General features: G+C 41.1%; 16 protein-coding genes and 1 riboswitch. Of the genes, 4 read left to right on the top strand and 12 right to left on the bottom strand.

Features of this window, described 5'->3' with window-relative positions; all coding sequences use genetic code 11:
- Nucleotides 1-39: 39 nt before the first annotated feature.
- From QMF37_RS02345 to QMF37_RS02365, 5 genes are all read right to left on the bottom strand, one after another.
- Nucleotides 40-783 (bottom strand): ABC transporter ATP-binding protein, encoded by a 744-nt coding sequence (locus QMF37_RS02345; RefSeq protein WP_058384659.1) that lies wholly within the window; start codon nucleotides 781-783, stop codon nucleotides 40-42.
- A 1-nt stretch (nucleotide 784) separates the two neighbouring features.
- Complete coding sequence (locus tag QMF37_RS02350) at nucleotides 785-2,416, bottom strand: ABC transporter permease (protein ID WP_071153881.1); 1,632 nt, start codon at nucleotides 2,414-2,416, stop codon at nucleotides 785-787.
- 70 nt (nucleotides 2,417-2,486) lie between these two features.
- On the bottom strand, nucleotides 2,487-3,551 hold the full coding sequence (locus tag QMF37_RS02355) for a Fe(3+) ABC transporter substrate-binding protein (RefSeq protein ID WP_058384660.1): 1,065 nt from the start codon (nucleotides 3,549-3,551) through the stop codon (nucleotides 2,487-2,489).
- Nucleotides 3,552-3,894: 343 nt separating this feature from the next.
- Nucleotides 3,895-5,067, bottom strand: coding sequence for a cystathionine beta-lyase (gene metC / locus QMF37_RS02360; protein WP_071153852.1), 1,173 nt, complete (start codon nucleotides 5,065-5,067; stop codon nucleotides 3,895-3,897).
- On the bottom strand, nucleotides 5,051-6,184 hold the full coding sequence (locus QMF37_RS02365; protein ID WP_071153851.1) for a methionine biosynthesis PLP-dependent protein: 1,134 nt from the start codon (nucleotides 6,182-6,184) through the stop codon (nucleotides 5,051-5,053). The genes metC and QMF37_RS02365 overlap by 17 nt, the downstream gene beginning before the upstream one ends.
- A 74-nt stretch (nucleotides 6,185-6,258) precedes the next feature.
- Nucleotides 6,259-6,364: riboswitch (SAM riboswitch) on the bottom strand.
- Nucleotides 6,365-7,123: 759 nt separating this feature from the next.
- Between QMF37_RS02365 and QMF37_RS02370 the strand changes: the two genes are divergently transcribed.
- Nucleotides 7,124-8,131 carry an LLM class flavin-dependent oxidoreductase gene (locus tag QMF37_RS02370; protein ID WP_078080617.1) on the top strand — a complete coding sequence of 336 codons (1,008 nt, stop codon included), beginning with the start codon at nucleotides 7,124-7,126 and terminating at the stop codon, nucleotides 8,129-8,131.
- Between the two features lie 123 nt (nucleotides 8,132-8,254).
- Here QMF37_RS02370 and QMF37_RS02375 read toward each other — a convergent pair whose 3' ends face one another.
- From QMF37_RS02375 to QMF37_RS02395, 5 genes are all read right to left on the bottom strand, one after another.
- A complete protein-coding gene (locus tag QMF37_RS02375; RefSeq protein WP_169835273.1) occupies nucleotides 8,255-8,419 on the bottom strand; it encodes a hypothetical protein in 165 nt (54 codons plus the stop codon).
- 178 nt (nucleotides 8,420-8,597) lie between these two features.
- Nucleotides 8,598-9,479, bottom strand: coding sequence for a hypothetical protein (locus QMF37_RS02380; protein ID WP_071153850.1), 882 nt, complete (start codon nucleotides 9,477-9,479; stop codon nucleotides 8,598-8,600).
- 136 nt (nucleotides 9,480-9,615) lie between these two features.
- Entirely contained in the window at nucleotides 9,616-10,338 is a 723-nt protein-coding gene (locus QMF37_RS02385; RefSeq protein WP_071153849.1) for an amino acid ABC transporter ATP-binding protein, read from the bottom strand.
- A complete protein-coding gene (locus QMF37_RS02390) occupies nucleotides 10,331-10,990 on the bottom strand; it encodes an amino acid ABC transporter permease (protein WP_058384666.1) in 660 nt (219 codons plus the stop codon). Before QMF37_RS02390 ends, QMF37_RS02385 begins: the two co-directional genes overlap by 8 nt.
- A 28-nt stretch (nucleotides 10,991-11,018) precedes the next feature.
- Nucleotides 11,019-11,804: an ABC transporter substrate-binding protein gene (locus QMF37_RS02395; protein WP_058384667.1), complete on the bottom strand. Its 786-nt coding sequence runs from the start codon at nucleotides 11,802-11,804 to the stop codon at nucleotides 11,019-11,021.
- Between the two features lie 319 nt (nucleotides 11,805-12,123).
- Here QMF37_RS02395 and pcp point away from each other — a divergent pair, with 319 nt between their 5' ends.
- Entirely contained in the window at nucleotides 12,124-12,732 is a 609-nt protein-coding gene (pcp, locus tag QMF37_RS02400) for a pyroglutamyl-peptidase I (protein WP_071153848.1), read from the top strand.
- A gap of 37 nt (nucleotides 12,733-12,769) precedes the next feature.
- Here the strand turns inward: pcp and QMF37_RS02405 are convergent, their stop codons facing one another.
- The gene (locus tag QMF37_RS02405; RefSeq protein ID WP_071153880.1) at nucleotides 12,770-13,429 is read right to left on the bottom strand and encodes an HAD-IB family hydrolase; all 660 of its coding nucleotides are present in this window, start codon (nucleotides 13,427-13,429) and stop codon (nucleotides 12,770-12,772) included.
- A gap of 153 nt (nucleotides 13,430-13,582) precedes the next feature.
- Between QMF37_RS02405 and QMF37_RS02410 the strand changes: the two genes are divergently transcribed.
- Nucleotides 13,583-13,876, top strand: a complete 294-nt coding sequence (locus tag QMF37_RS02410) for a hypothetical protein (RefSeq protein ID WP_071153847.1) — start codon at nucleotides 13,583-13,585, stop codon at nucleotides 13,874-13,876.
- Nucleotides 13,877-14,101: 225 nt separating this feature from the next.
- On the top strand, nucleotides 14,102-14,707 hold the full coding sequence (locus QMF37_RS02415; protein WP_071153846.1) for a hypothetical protein: 606 nt from the start codon (nucleotides 14,102-14,104) through the stop codon (nucleotides 14,705-14,707).
- Between the two features lie 46 nt (nucleotides 14,708-14,753).
- Here the strand turns inward: QMF37_RS02415 and QMF37_RS02420 are convergent, their stop codons facing one another.
- Nucleotides 14,754-14,882 (bottom strand): YhfH family protein, encoded by a 129-nt coding sequence (locus QMF37_RS02420; protein WP_211272186.1) that lies wholly within the window; start codon nucleotides 14,880-14,882, stop codon nucleotides 14,754-14,756.
- Nucleotides 14,883-14,896 lie beyond the last annotated feature (14 nt).

Here is a 14,896-nt window from a genome sequence, read left to right on the forward strand (position 1 = left end):
TGTATGGGTTTAGTAAACCACTCTATTGGAGGGCTGTTTTTAAATACGAACTAATTCTTTTTCTTCTACAATAGTAGGTGCGTTGCGAGCTTCTTGACGATAAACATCGAGTAAATCACAAGGACGACCAATAAAATCAGTACTGCCGTCTTTGATCTTAACAATTCGATCAGCTAGAATATGAGCATCTTTCTCGTCGTGTGTTACGAAGATAGAGGTGATATTGGCTTTCTTTAAAATATCACGCAACTCTTTCCGAATTTTCTCTTGAAGTTCGGCATCTAAATTACTAAAGGGTTCATCGAGTAATAATAGATGTGGATTTGGCGCGAGCGCTCTAGCAATCGCAACACGTTGCTGCTGTCCACCACTTAATTGGTGCGGATAACGTTTTTCATAACCCTGTAATTCCACGAGTTCTAAGACTTCTTGGAGCCGCTTTTGCTTAGCCGCTTTTTTCATGCGGAACAGTCCAAATAAAATGTTATCGGCAACCGTCATATGAGGGAAAAGTGCATAATCTTGGAATACCATGCCGATGCCACGTTTTTCAGGTTGAACGAAAGTATGTTGATCACAAAGAACTTGATCTTGAATCGTCACTTTTCCAACTGAAGGATTTTCAAGTCCTGCAAGTAAGCGAAGGACAGTGCTTTTTCCACTACCGCTTCGCCCAAGGATGGAAATGACCTCTCCTTTTTCAATCTCTAAAGAGAAATTATCAAGTGCTACAGCTTTTGTATTTGGGTAAGAAAAGCAAAGATTTTCAATGGTTACGAACATATTAATCCAACTCCTTTTCCAAAAACTTATAAAAGACCACAATTGCTAAGGCACTAATACCAACAATCAGCAAAGAAGCTTGAGATGCTTCCATGATTTTTTCGTCGCTGGCATATTGGAAAGCTTTTGTAGAAAGTGTATCGAAATTAAAGGGTCTCAAAATTAAAGTCAATGGAATTTCTTTTAATACGTCAATGAATACGAGAATAAATCCACTAATGATGGCACCTTTCATCATTGGCATGTCTACCTTAAAAAAGGTTCTTGTCAGTCCGGCTCCAAGAAGGCGAGAAGCATCTTGGAAGTCGGTGCCGATTTTGTCGTAACCCGTTTCAATGGAACTGTAGCCAATGGCGAAAAATCGGATGATGTAAGCTGTGACGAGCAAGATGATGCTCACACTAAGTACGAGTGTCGTGTTCATGCCAACTAGTTTATATAGTGGTGCTAAAAATTCATCTAATGAAACAAAAGCAGTTACTACGGCAACTGCAATAACAGCTCCTGGAATAGAATAACCTAAAACTGTTAGTTTGGGCAATAATTTAGCAAGTCTGCCATGAACGAGGCGGGCAAAATTGCCGACAATCAGTGCGAAAACGATAATGACTGCAGCGCTGAATCCGGCTACGAAAACAGAATTTCTTATATAGGACATAAATTCATCTAATGGAATGGTTCCAAAAGTTAAAATGGTCCAGTCAATCAATTGCGCAACCGGGATGAAAAAACCTAAAGCCAAAATAGCGAAGCCATAACTAGCAGCAGCAAAAGCTTTCCAACCGGTTAATTTAACAAGTGGCAGCGGTCTGACTTTTGTAGAAGCGTAGCTATATTGACGTCTGCCGCGCAGAATTTTTTCAATCAGCAGAATAACAATGACAAATCCCATTAAAGAAGCGGCTAGTTTAATAGATGTTTCGATGTCGCCTAAGCCAAACCAAGTTTGAAAAATCGCTGTTGTAAAGGTTTGGATGCCGTAGTATTTCACTACACCGTAATCATTTAATACTTCTAAGACGACCAAACTAGCACCTGCGATAATCGAAATCCGCGATATCGGAACGACTACTTGGAAAAACGTTCGCCATGGGCCTTTGCCAAGTAATCGTGTACTTTCAATGAGTGAAGCCGACTGCTGTGCCAAAAAAACTTGTGTGATGGTGTAAACATAGGGATACAAGAAAACCGTGTAAATGAAAATAGCACCTGGCAAGTTCATGATGTCAAAATATGCTGGATTTAGTTCCATATTAAAGCGCTCACGGAGTGTTGTCTGAATCACACCCGTATAATTAAAAATCCCGTGGTACGTGTAGGCCCCAATAAAAGGTGGGATTGAGAGGGGGAGAATCAGTGCCCATTTTAAAAATCGGCGGAAAGGAAACTGATACTGGGCAATCAGCCAAGCTAAGCTTAGACCGATAAAAATTGTTGAAGCAGCGGTGGCTACAACGAGTATTAAGGAGTTTTTTACAAACGACCAAAGGACAAATTCTTTCATATGTGCCCAGTTCTCGTTAGAGGGGGTGAAAAGACCTGTCACAATCGTTAAATTCGGTAAAAACAATGCAGCGATAATGGCGATGGCTGCAACCGTCCAAATATTTATATTAGCTAATCTTCTTTGCATGGTTAAGCCACCTTCTCCAATCGCCAGAAATCCCTTGCTGTAAACATACAGCAAGGGCACAGCATATTCATTATTTCCAGCCAACTTCATTAAAAATCAGAATTGATTTCGCATTATTGTCTCCTAAAGCAGAAAGCGGAATGTCCTGTTCTTTAAATTCACCCCATGATGTTAGTAACTCAGAAGGTTCGACTTTTTCATTTACTGGGTATTCGTAATTTGTTTCTGCAAACGTTCCTTGTGCTTCAGGTGCAGAAAGGAATTCAAGAAGTTTTATAGCATTTTCTTTGTTTTTAGCTGTTTTCACAACACCCGCACCACTAACGTTCACGTGAGTACCAGTCGTATCTTGGTTCGGGAAGAACAATCCAAGTCCTTCTGCTACTTCTACTTCAGCAGGATCTTCAGAGTTCAACATTTGTCCAAAATAATAGCTGTTCATAATAGCAACGTCGCCAACTCCAGCAGCGATTGCTTTAGCTTGGTCCCGATCTCCGCCTTCAGGATCACGTGCGAAATTATTTACTAGACCTGCAGCCCATTCTTTCGCTTTTTCTTCACCCTCTATTTCAATAAACGAAGCAAGTAGTGATTGATTGTAAATATTTTCAGAGCCACGAATCAATACACGGCCATTCCACTCGTCTTCTGTCAAAGCTTCATAAGTAGATAATTCTTCAGGTTTTACAGTTTCTTTGTTGTAGACAAGTACACGTGCGCGTTTTGTTAAGCCATACCACATTTGGTCTGTATCTTGGAATTTTTCAGGAATTTGTTCGTCTAGTATGTCACTTGATACGGACTGTAGCAAGCCATCTTCTTTAGCACGGTACAAACGTCCAGCATCTGCAGTCAAGAACAAATCAGCTTCAGTGCCATCTCCTTCACGCTTAATGCGCTCAAGCAACTCATCTGCGTCACCTTTAATTAGATTTACTTTGATACCCGTTTCTTCTTCAAACTTTTTGTATAATTCATCATCTACATCGTAATGTCTTGCCGTATATAAATTAACTTCTTTGCTTTCAGCTGTTTCTTCAGGTGCATCTGTTGCCGGTTCGGATGCATCATTGCTTCCGCATGCAGCTAAAACAAGAACTAATAAAGCGATAACCAGATAAAAAAGTTTATTCATGGATGTCTCTCCCCTTAATGTGTAATTGAGATTTCAAATGAAAATCATTCTCATCATCAATTATAAAGTTCCAATTGAGAATGTCAATCATTATCAATACAGTCTCTTATTTTTTTTTATAGTTGTGTCTAAAAAATGAGTGAGTAGTTGTTAATCAGTATTCATTTGCGATTCCCTGTTGTTGCAAAAATGGAAATGAGCGAAAAACAAGAGGTAGCTTAAAGCCAAGAAGAATTTGATAGAGGACTGCAAGATGAATCGAGTTCTCTATTCATAAGAAACCCTCTTGCCAGATGAGGCAAGAGGGTTTCTTAGAACAAAAGTTCTTTCTATAGAAGAAACATTAATTTGCGATGCTTAATCCTTTTCGACGGGCTACTTGTAATAGTGCTTGGTTTAGATCTTGCACCAAATCATCACAATGTTCTAAGCCGACAGAAAAACGTAGCAAGCCGTCGGTGATTCCGCGTTTTTCGCGTTCTTCTGGAGGCATTGAGCCATGAGACATCGTTGCAGGATAGGACAAAATCGATTCGACTGCTCCTAAACTAACTGCAAACACCGGAATTCTCAGATATTCGACAAATATACGAACGGATTTTTTATCAGCTAACCGAAATGATAGAAGCGCTCCTGCATTTGTAGCTTGGCGTTCGTGAATTGGGTTCCCAGGATGGAACGAAAATCCGGGGTAGTATACTTCTTCAATTAACGGATGGTTCTGCAAGTATTCAGCAATAACGCGAGCCGATTGAGACGACTGGCCTAACCGAGCACCTAAAGTTTTTATGCCTTGGATTAACAGGTAAGAATCTTGAGCTCCTAGAACAGAGCCAAACGTGTTTTGGATAAAGCCCAAACGGTTTCCAAGTTCTTCATCTTTGGTCACAGCAAGACCTGCGATGACGTCGCTATGACCTGACAGAAACTTCGTTGCACTGTGAAGAACGATATCTGCACCAAGCTCCAGTGGATTCTGGTAAAGCGGTGTCATAAAGGTGTTGTCAACAAACGTTAAACAGTTATTGGCTTTTGCTAGTTTTGCAGCGATTTCAATATCCGTAATATTCATAACAGGATTTGATGGCGTTTCCAAGTAAATCACTTTTGTATTTGGCTGGATGGCATTAGCCATTTCGTTCAAGTCCGTCATATTCACAAAGGTATACTCGATATTGAATTTGTCCAAAATTTCCGTGATAAAACGATAAGTTCCGCCGTAAACGTCTTCTGACACTAAGACATGGTCACCTGAAGACAGCAGCATAAAAGCAGAGGAAATAGCAGCCATCCCTGAAGAAAAGGCGAACCCACGCTTGCCTCCTTCTAGCTTAGCGATGGTTTCTTCTAACGCTAGGCGAGTGGGGTTTCCAGAACGGCTATAATCAAACGGTCCAAACGAATCCAGGCTTTGTTGGTGGAAAGTGGATGATAAATAGATAGGTACATTGACAGCTCCAGTTTGTGGGTCGACTCCAGTAGAGTGAATAAACTTCGTTTCAATGCGATCGGTCATATTCGACTACCTCCTTATTTAGTTCTGAAAATGCTTGTGCTAAGTCAGCAATTAAATCTTCAGCAAGTTCCACCCCGACTGAAAATCGCAATAACCGATTGCAAACGCCACGTTTCGTCCGTTCTTCAAAAGGCATGTCTGCATGAGTTTGGGTGGCGGGGTAAGTAATAAAACTTTCAACACCGCCAAGACTTTCCGCAAAGGTGATGAGTTTAATGTGTTCAAGAAAAGGAGCTATCCATTCTTCTTTTTGCAAACGGAAGGACAACATGCCGCCTTTTCCAGGGTACAACACATCAGACACAGACGACTGCTGAGACAAAAACTCAGCAATGGTTTTCGCGTTTGCGTCATGCTGTCGCATCCGTAAAGGCAATGTCTTTAATCCGCGAACCAGTAACCAAGAGTCAAAAGGGGACAAAACGGCACCAACCGAGTTATGGAATGTTGCCAGTTTTTCGCAAAGGCGATCGCCTTTAGCGGCAACAAGTCCAGCTAAAACATCATTATGACCACCAATATATTTCGTCGCACTATGGATAACAATGTCTGCACCCAGTAATAGGGGCTGTTGAAAGAATGGCGTTAAAAATGTGTTATCGACGATTAATAGAAGCTTATGCTTTTTAGCCAATGCGGCATAAGCAACGAGATCAATTTCTTGCATCAGTGGATTGGTGGGCGTTTCAATAAAAAGTGCACGTGTATGAATGGTTATTTTTTGTTCTGTGTCTTGGACATCTTTGAACTCGGCGTAGTTGGGGTGAATATTATAAGCTGATGCAAAGTGATCTAATAGGCGGTATGTTCCACCATAAATATCTTCCGGTAGTAACAATTCATCACCTGGACGAAAAAGAGACAAAACGAGTTGAATAGCTGCCATTCCAGAACTGCAAGCAAATGCAGCATCTGCGCCTTCAAGTTCTGCAAATCCTTCTTCCAGAACAGAGCGAGTCGGGTTTTTCGTGCGCGTATAATCATAGCCAGTTGAGTGGCCAAGTCCTTGATGTTCGTAGGCTGTCGATAAGTATATGGGCGGATTAACGGCTCCTGTTGTGGGATCGCTGTGATTGCCTAATTGAACTAATAAAGTTTCCAAGCTGTGTTTTGTCATATTACTCATCCTCTCAATAAGAAAACAGGGGCTTTTCTTCATAAAGAAGAAAGCCCCTGTCCGGAAATGCATTCTTCTCATCTGTTAGGCAGAAGCCTATTGGAATTAGCACCGTAGTCTTCATCAGACTGGTTGCTGAGACTTCACAGGGCCAAATCCCTCCGTCTCTCTAGATAAGAAATATCTTATTAAGTTTAGTGTTTCTGTTTAGATGTTCCTAATCATAAATCAATTAATGACAGAAAGCAAGTGTTGAATTTTAAATAATGCAAATATAAGAAGTGGGTAGGCAACTAGCTTGACTAGTAAAGGGAGGATGGGAAAAGAAAAATTTCTTTAGGCCTGTCGAATCTACATGGCTGCTTACGCTTTTCGGTGTCCAGTTGCAAGTGCCTAGCTCTTCGGGACATAAGTCAACCCAGCTGCGTAGCAAAGAACGCCACACTGCTGGTCTGTCTTATGCCTGTCAGAGCTGACGAGGCACTTTCACTTTTCATGTTGTCCAGACTCCAGCAGCCAGATTCTCGGGACATAAGCCACTCCGGCTGTGTGGCTGAAAACACGCCACTTCGCCAGAGCGTCTTATGCCCGTCGAATCTACATGGCAGCTTGCGCTTTTCGGTGTCCAGTTGCAAGTGCCTAGCTCTTCGGGACATAAGTCAACCCAGCTGCGTGGCAAAGAACGCCACACTGCTGGTCTGTCTTATGCCTGTCAGAGCTGACGAGGCACTTTCACTTTTCATGGTGTCCAGACTCCAGCAGCCAGATTCTCGGGTCATAAGCCACTCCGGCTGTGTGGCTGAAAACACGCCACTTCGCCAGAGCGTCTTATGCCTGTCGAATCTACATGGCTGCTTACGCTTTTCGGTGCTTGAGCAAAAAAAGGGACGGTTCAGATAAACATCGCTACAATGGAAGAGAATAGGAGTGAACGTAATTATGCACATTAAGAAATTTGAAAATATCCCATTGGCGGTGCTTGATTTAGCACCAATAAACGAAGGCGCAGAAACAGCACAGACCTTTAAAAATAGTGTAGAGTTGGCACAGCATGTGGAGCGATTGGGGTTTAATCGCTATTGGCTAGCTGAACATCATAATATGCCGGGTATCGGCAGTTCTGCGACATCTGTCCTTATTGGACATATTGCAGGCGCAACAGAGTCGATTCGTGTAGGTTCAGGTGGAGTTATGCTACCGAATCATGCACCGCTTGTCATAGCAGAGCAATTTGGTACATTGGAAACTATTTATCCTGGACGCATTGATTTAGGTCTAGGGCGTGCACCTGGTAGTGATCAAGCTACTGCGCATGCGTTACGTCGAAATTTGAATAGTAGCGGAGATGATTTTCCCCAGCAAGTTGCGGAGTTAGAAAATTACTTTTCAGCTAACCCTGTCGGACGTGTTCGGGCCTACCCTGGAACTAATATAAAGATTCCGCTTTGGCTACTCGGATCGAGTGGATTTAGTGCACAGCTGGCTGCGTTAAAAGGTTTGCCATTTTCATTTGCTAGTCATTTCGCACCGGATTACATGATGCAGGCTTTGCAACTTTATCATCAAAACTTTAAACCGTCACAGGTGTTGGCCGCTCCTTACGCGATGCTTGGCGTTACGATTATTGTTGCAAAAACACAAGAACGTGCAGAATGGTTGGCGACTTCTTCGCAGCAGCAGATGTTCTCCTTGATGCGAGGAGAGCCAACTACATTTAGAGCACCCATCGATCACTTGGAGGAAGTTTGGACAGACCGCGAAATTGCGATTTTCCGGGACAAATTAGATTCTGAATCGACAATGGTTGGAACACCGGATCTTGTTAGACAAAAGTTGAAAAACTTTATTCAAAAAACAAGAGCCAATGAAATTATCGTCAATTCGCCGGTTTTTTATCAGGAAGATCGTTTGCGCTCATATGATTTTGTAGCAAAAATGATGGATTAAGTAAAGGGGCTACCCCAAAAGGTCATAAATCAGGACCTTTTGAGTGTAGCTCCTTTTGCATGCCACTTTCTTTTTGTTATAAAAAAATCGCCTCTCCGGTAACGGAAAAGCGATGATTCAACATTAATGAAGCTCTTTTTTTTCTTCACGCTGCCGTTCTTTTTCTATCTTGAATTCTTTGTAAGTTGTATAAACGGGTGCACCTTCGCCAATCATATTCAGAATCGCATTAAAATCATCATCTAACCGAAGTTCTATTTCTTGTGAATCGAGTACTCGGCGTTCCATTATGACCAACCTCCTCATATAATAATCAGCCGCCACGTAGCAACAGAAATAAGGTTTTAACTCACTTTAATTATACGGAATTTTTAGTTAATTTGAAAGCTAACTGCCTGGGTATTAAGAAAAGAAGAAAAGAATATAAAAAAGCGTTAAAGCAGGGGCTTTAACGCTTTTTAGATGATTATTGATTGATTTCAGCATTTAGTATCATGGACTCAAAGAACAAAGAGGGCGAAGTTTCATTCCATTCAAGGGAAGAGAGGTCGGCCGTTCGCTTATCGATATAGCCATAGGCAAGTTGTGTTCGTGGGTCGTCCGTCAATTGAAGCTTAACGTAAGGACCTTGAGGCGTCAGCCAGTTTAACTGCGACAAACGATTTTCGAGTGAAAATGCAATCCATTGGTCTTCATCTTCTTCTGTTTCGAATAACGGTTGTTGAGCTGCCATTAGCCATGTTTGACTTGAGTGCTTAGGTGGCAACCAAAGGTTTTTCGATAAGGTGCCTTCTTCTGTAGTGAAATCCGTAATTTCATGACGCAATTCCTGCACGGAGTCGCCATTTCCTAGTTGTAGATTCCGCGATACGTAAACATTGCCGATTAGAATTTCACCATTTTTGGTTGTGAAAATGCCATGCGGATTGGTCGTTGAGTCTAACCCGTACAACGCTTCGTCAAGTTTTGCTACCGGCTGTGGATTCCACGATTTAAAATCGGTGTCTTCTAACTTGTTGACATTCATCGACAATGTGTAAGGAATCCAACCGGTGTTTTTGATTTCTTCGAAAATAATGGAAGTGTCGTTTTGAAGCGATCGATCGACTAATGTATATGTGCCGACCTCTATTCCAAGGAAAGTCATCGTGTAAACTTGCGTAAGATCTGAACCGTTGTTACGGACTTCCGGTTCGCTGAATGTAATGAAAGTCGGCTTTTCAATGGTTAAGGACACATCGGTTTCCGAATAAAGTTCTACTTCATTTTTTAAGAACATGACAGCTGTAAAGATAATCAGCGACATGAAAAATAAGACGCCTATTAAAATAACAATTTTTCTAAACACATTTTCCACCTCTGTTTTCTGCGTGTTTGCCAGCTTCGATTATAACATGCAGAAATGAGAAGTAACGCCAACACATTTGAGCATCAAATGAACAAATAGTGATAAATAGAAAAACAGGTATCCAGAAGGATACCTGTTACAAGACTTTATCCAAAAAATCCTTAGCACGAGCAGTTTTCGGATGACTAAAGAATTCCATCGGCTGGCCTTCCTCGACTAATACACCATGATCCAAAAATAAAACACGGTCTGCAACTTCTCGAGCAAAGCCCATTTCGTGAGTCACGACAACCATCGTCATTCCGGATTTTGCTAAGTCTTTCATGACATCGAGCACTTCTTTGACCATTTCTGGATCCAGTGCCGAAGTAGGCTCATCAAACAGCATTAATTCCGGTTCCATAGCCAAAGCACGTGCAATCGCAACACGCTGCTTTTGGCCGCCAGACAAGCTGTTTGGGTAGGCCTTTTCTTTTTCAGCTAAGCCAACGCGTTCAAGTAGCAATCGTGCTTTCAATTCTGCTTCCTCTTTTTTGATGCCTTTTGCTTTCACCGGTGCATAAGTTAAATTCTCAAGCACCGTCAAATGAGGAAATAAATGAAAATGCTGAAATACCATACCGATTTGCTGCCGAATTTTATGGATATTTTTTTTAGAAGCCGTTAAGTTTTTACCGTTGATTTCAATAATGCCTGAAGTCGGTAGTTCCAGTAAGTTTAAACACCGTAGAAAAGTGGATTTGCCTGAACCAGAAGGACCGATAATCGATACGACTTCACCTTTCGTGACAACAGTAGAAATGTCACTGAGGACTTCATTCGTACCAAACTTTTTATAAAGCTGTTGAACTTTAATCACTTTGTTTTAACCTCCGTTCGAAAACTTTACCAATCATCGTCAAGCCCATCACGAGACACCAATAGATGACGCCGACAAATAACAACGGTTCAAAGTTGCGGAACAAGTCGGCACCCACTACTTGTGCGCGTCTCATGAGATCGAGGTAGCCGATGGTCGAGACGATAGCGGATTCTTTTGTTAAGGTGATAAATTCATTCATTAATGCGGGTAAGATGTTTTTCAAGGCTTGAGGCAAAATAATGTCTTTCATCATCGATCGGTACGGAATACCGAGCGCTTGAGCCGCTTCTGTTTGTCCTTTATCGACTGCTTGAATTCCAGCACGAATAATTTCTGATATATAAGCGGATGAATTCAGTCCAAAAGCCAAAATGGCCGAAAGAAATGCTGAAATGTCATAGCCTGTTAGCTGTGGAATCGAGTAATAAATAATCATCAATTGCAAAATTAGCGGTGTTCCCCGGAATATCGATGTATAGGCATCGGCAAACCATCTAAGAGGTGCAACACTACTTATTTTGAGTAAAGCGAGCAAGGTTCCAAGAATCGAACCTAAAATAATCGCAAAAAATACGAATTTTAAAGTGGTCCAAATTCCTTCTAGCATGAAAGGAATATAAGGAACTATTTGTGAAAAATCCAGGTTCATCGATTACAACTCTTTTCTACAAGGTAATTTATTCTTCTTCAGTCAGCCATTGTTCTTTTAACTTATCTAACTCGCCGCTTTCTTCCATTTCAGCAAGTATGCCATTCACTTCTTCTACTAGCTCACTGCCTTTCGGGAAAGCAACGGCCATACCGGGTGAAGCAGTTGTTGGGTCATCAAATGCACCCAGATCCTGTGCTTCGATATAGCCAAGAGCCACTTGTTTATCCATGTAGGCGGCGTCGATACGACCAGATAAAATTTCTTGTATTAACGCACCAGAATCATCTAACGCTTTTAACTCGAAATTGATGCCTTCATCAGCGATAATGCTTTTTGCTCCTTCTTCTTGAATCGTTCCAAGTTGGACCCCAACACTTTTTCCCTCTAATGACTCAAGGCTAGTCAGTTCTGAATCTTTGACAGTGACAAACATTTCGCCAGAATGATTGTACTCTGTTGAAAAATCAACGTTTTCTTTACGTGATTCGGTAGCGGACATACCCGCAATGACCATATCAACCCGGTCGTTTTGCAACGCTCCGATCAAGCCATCAAATTTCATATCAGTAATTTCAAGTTCGTAGCCAAGTTCATCTGCTATATGGTTGGCAAGGTCAATGTCGAATCCGACAATATCACCTTCAGGATTGCGTGATTCAAATGGAGCGAATTCAGCGGATGTTGCCATTTCCAAAACCTTTTTTTCTCCTGAAGTTCCTGAATCACTTTCACTTGTGCTGTCATTTCCACAAGCCCCTAATAATAATGCAGACGATGCCAACAAAGCGATAAATGGTTTTTTCTTAATCATGTATATTCCTCCTGTTTAATGTATAATTATTCGGTATAATGAATTTTAACACAATAGTTGGTAATTGAGAAGAGTTTTTTAATAGAGAATAGAAAAAATGTGTTGATCTAACCCGGCTGTCCTTAGTAGGAAAGAATGACAAAATTGCGTATAATAACGACTAGGTAAATCGAATAAATAATCGTTCCTAGTAGTGGAAAGCCAGTTTAGTAGAATTTGTCTGCGCTACAGATCGTGCACTTTACTCTTAAGAACTGTGACAAGAAAAGTCTGTAATATAGGTAAGTGGAGTATCAAGTTGAAACAGGAGGAGATAGCAATGAAAAAGTTATTATTGACCGGCTTTGAGCCATTTTTGGCTTATACAGTCAATCCAACGATGAAAATTGTTGAAGCACTAGATGGGACGATCATTGGTAACTACCAGGTTGTCGGTAAAATAATGCCAGTGGATTTTAATTCTTCAGGAAAGGCTTTGCTCAAATTTATCGACGAGGAAGTTCCAGATGCAGTCATTTCTCTCGGACTTGCAGCAGGACGCTATAAAATTACACCAGAGCGAATTGCTATTAACATCAAAGACGGAGATGCTGACAACGAAGGCAACAAACCTGTCGATGAGCTGATTAGAGAACAAGGAGAAGACGCGTATATGTCTACGCTGCCGATTCGAAAAATGGTGGACAGTCTGCTTGCGAAGGGGCTTCCCGCAACCATTTCGAATACAGCAGGTGCATATCTATGCAACAACGTCATGTATGAAGGATTGCATTACGCCAAGGTCCATAACCCGAAACTTCTTACTGGCTTTATTCACATTCCGGCGTCGCATGAATTAGCGATCGAGCACGGTGGGATTCCAAGCTGGTCTCACGAGGATCTACTAAAAGGCATTCGAATTTGCATTGAAACATTAAATGAGACATAAAAAACGGACTGCAATTGCAGTCCGCTTTTTTTTATGATTAAATGATTTCCCAATGCCGTTGCTCAGCCACTGTACGCAGCTTAGACTTGGGTTGAACCGCTACTGGATGTCCAACGAGTTCAAGTACAGGTAAATCTGAGTGACTATCCCCATATGCGTAGCTATTAGCCCAATCAATATCTTGTCCTGCAAGTGCTTCTTTGATTTTTATTGTTTTTAACGGTCCTTGAACATGTGACAAGGGAGTACGATGATCGACGACGTTATTTTTATAAAGAATTTCTGTACCAATAATGGTCCTAATCGGCAATTGTTTAGTCACTGCGTGAAGAAGTGGCGTAAAAGCGCCAGATACGAGCATGACGTAATCGTTATTCTCCACATGGTTTTTTAGTCGCTCGACGACAGTCAGATTCAGATCGCCGTGCATTTGTTCAGCAATCTCCCCAAAATACTGCTCAAGTTCAGTTTGTGTAAAAGTGTCCAATGCGGCTAAATATGCCTGGACAGAACGTTCACGCATTTTCTGCTCAGGATAAATTTTCAGCTTATGGCCGATATAAGGAGGCATAATGGTACGATAAAATTGACGATAGCGGCTGCTATGTTCAGGATGGTTCTTTAAATGGTTCATCATCAGCTGAAACGTTTCCTTCGAATACAAAGTTCCATCAAAATCAAATATAGCTACGCGCAAAGCGATCAACTCCGGTTTCTCAATTTTTTCTGCTCTTTCCATCATAGCGGAAATCAAGAGCATCTTCCAGTGGATGGCAAATGAAGGTTTATGCATTTTCAATTGACGGGTATAGAAGAAGAAACGATAGATTAAGCTACAGGAGGTTTTAACATGGAAAAGCAACACATTACCGTCGGATACGTCGAATTATCACCAGATGAAGCTCAACGATTATTTGAAGAAGTTAAAAAAGATAAAGGCATTAAAACTTACAAAGAGCTCCAGGGCTTGATGGATGATTATGATTCAGCCATCATCGAACCAGAAGCACGTCCACTTGCTGAAATTTTAGATGGAGACGAAGCGCCCAACGGACGAGAACAAGGCGGCATTCGTTATATCGAAGTTTTTAACAAGCTTGAAGAAGATCGACGATACCGTTTCAAATCATCCAACCAACAATAAGACAACTGTCTAACAAGTGATTGATTAAAAAACATCGTACGATCCAACAACAAAAATTTCATGAAAATACCAGCATCCCAATTCTCAACGTTCGATTTACTTGAACGATGAGTGTTGAGGGTGTTTTTTGTTGTAAGAAAATTGGAACTTTTAAGAGGCTGATTCGTATAATAGTAAATGATTTTTTTGAAATAGGTTGTAGTCCATTCAAAGGGGGAATTAAAGATGAACATTTTCACAAGAAATAGATGGCTTTTAGGATTCCTACTCGTAGTTGTTTCTTGTCTACTCATCGTAGGTTGTTCTAGTAACGAAAAAGCAAAAACAGCAGAAGCTGAAAAACCAACCGAGTCGCTTGAAAAAGACAAAGCGGCAATTCAAGCCGTCATTGAAAAACAATTTAATGGACCAGACAACAGGTACCGACAATTATGGGACGCAGCAACGGCAATTCAAACAGCCAGTATGAACGAGGAACAGTATGACGCTTGGCTCAAGACGCCAGAATACAACGCATTAATCGATTATATGAACAGTACGTACGCTTCTTATTTTACTGAAAATGCCTATGAAACCTTTAGGAACACAGATGCATTTATCTATAGTTATTCAGATCGAGAATACAAACTTACAACTTCTGCGATTGAAATCACTCAAAGCGAAAAGGAGAGGACCCTTTATCCTTTCACATTCCAAGTCATGTATGAAAACGAATCAGGAGAAACTGAGATAGTTGATTTTGAAGGACAAGCCATCGTGCCAGTAGCAGGAAAAATCGGTAAAATTCAATTTAACAATCAAGAGAAATTGCTACAAAAAATCGAAGAATAACAATGAAAAGAGGAAAACCACTTTACTGGTTTTCCTCTTTTCACTGTTATTCTTCTTGCTTCCCGATGCAGCGTTCGCATTCATAAATGATCGATTCACGTTGTTCGTTTATCTCACAACCACATTCCCGGCATTCTTTTTTCGTCCGGATTTCGTATGTTTGAGTGTTTGTCATGTCGATCTCCTCCA

Origin of the sequence: Planococcus sp. S3-L1 (assembly GCF_030063085.1) — a bacterium.
In the GTDB taxonomy this organism is placed as follows: Bacteria; Bacillota; Bacilli; order Bacillales_A; family Planococcaceae; genus Planococcus; species Planococcus kocurii.

Coding starts and splice junctions, on each gene's coding strand:
- QMF37_RS02415 (WP_071153846.1), top strand. CDS start 14,102: ATGAACATTTTCACAAGAAATAGATGGCTTTTAGGATTCCTACTCGTA.
- QMF37_RS02370 (WP_078080617.1), top strand. CDS start 7,124: ATGCACATTAAGAAATTTGAAAATATCCCATTGGCGGTGCTTGATTTA.
- QMF37_RS02395 (WP_058384667.1), bottom strand. CDS start 11,804: ATGATTAAGAAAAAACCATTTATCGCTTTGTTGGCATCGTCTGCATTA.
- QMF37_RS02420 (WP_211272186.1), bottom strand. CDS start 14,882: ATGACAAACACTCAAACATACGAAATCCGGACGAAAAAAGAATGCCGG.
- QMF37_RS02355 (WP_058384660.1), bottom strand. CDS start 3,551: ATGAATAAACTTTTTTATCTGGTTATCGCTTTATTAGTTCTTGTTTTA.
- metC (WP_071153852.1), bottom strand. CDS start 5,067: ATGACCGATCGCATTGAAACGAAGTTTATTCACTCTACTGGAGTCGAC.
- QMF37_RS02410 (WP_071153847.1), top strand. CDS start 13,583: ATGGAAAAGCAACACATTACCGTCGGATACGTCGAATTATCACCAGAT.
- QMF37_RS02365 (WP_071153851.1), bottom strand. CDS start 6,184: ATGACAAAACACAGCTTGGAAACTTTATTAGTTCAATTAGGCAATCAC.
- QMF37_RS02375 (WP_169835273.1), bottom strand. CDS start 8,419: ATGGAACGCCGAGTACTCGATTCACAAGAAATAGAACTTCGGTTAGAT.
- QMF37_RS02390 (WP_058384666.1), bottom strand. CDS start 10,990: ATGAACCTGGATTTTTCACAAATAGTTCCTTATATTCCTTTCATGCTA.
- QMF37_RS02350 (WP_071153881.1), bottom strand. CDS start 2,416: ATGCAAAGAAGATTAGCTAATATAAATATTTGGACGGTTGCAGCCATC.
- pcp (WP_071153848.1), top strand. CDS start 12,124: ATGAAAAAGTTATTATTGACCGGCTTTGAGCCATTTTTGGCTTATACA.
- QMF37_RS02345 (WP_058384659.1), bottom strand. CDS start 783: ATGTTCGTAACCATTGAAAATCTTTGCTTTTCTTACCCAAATACAAAA.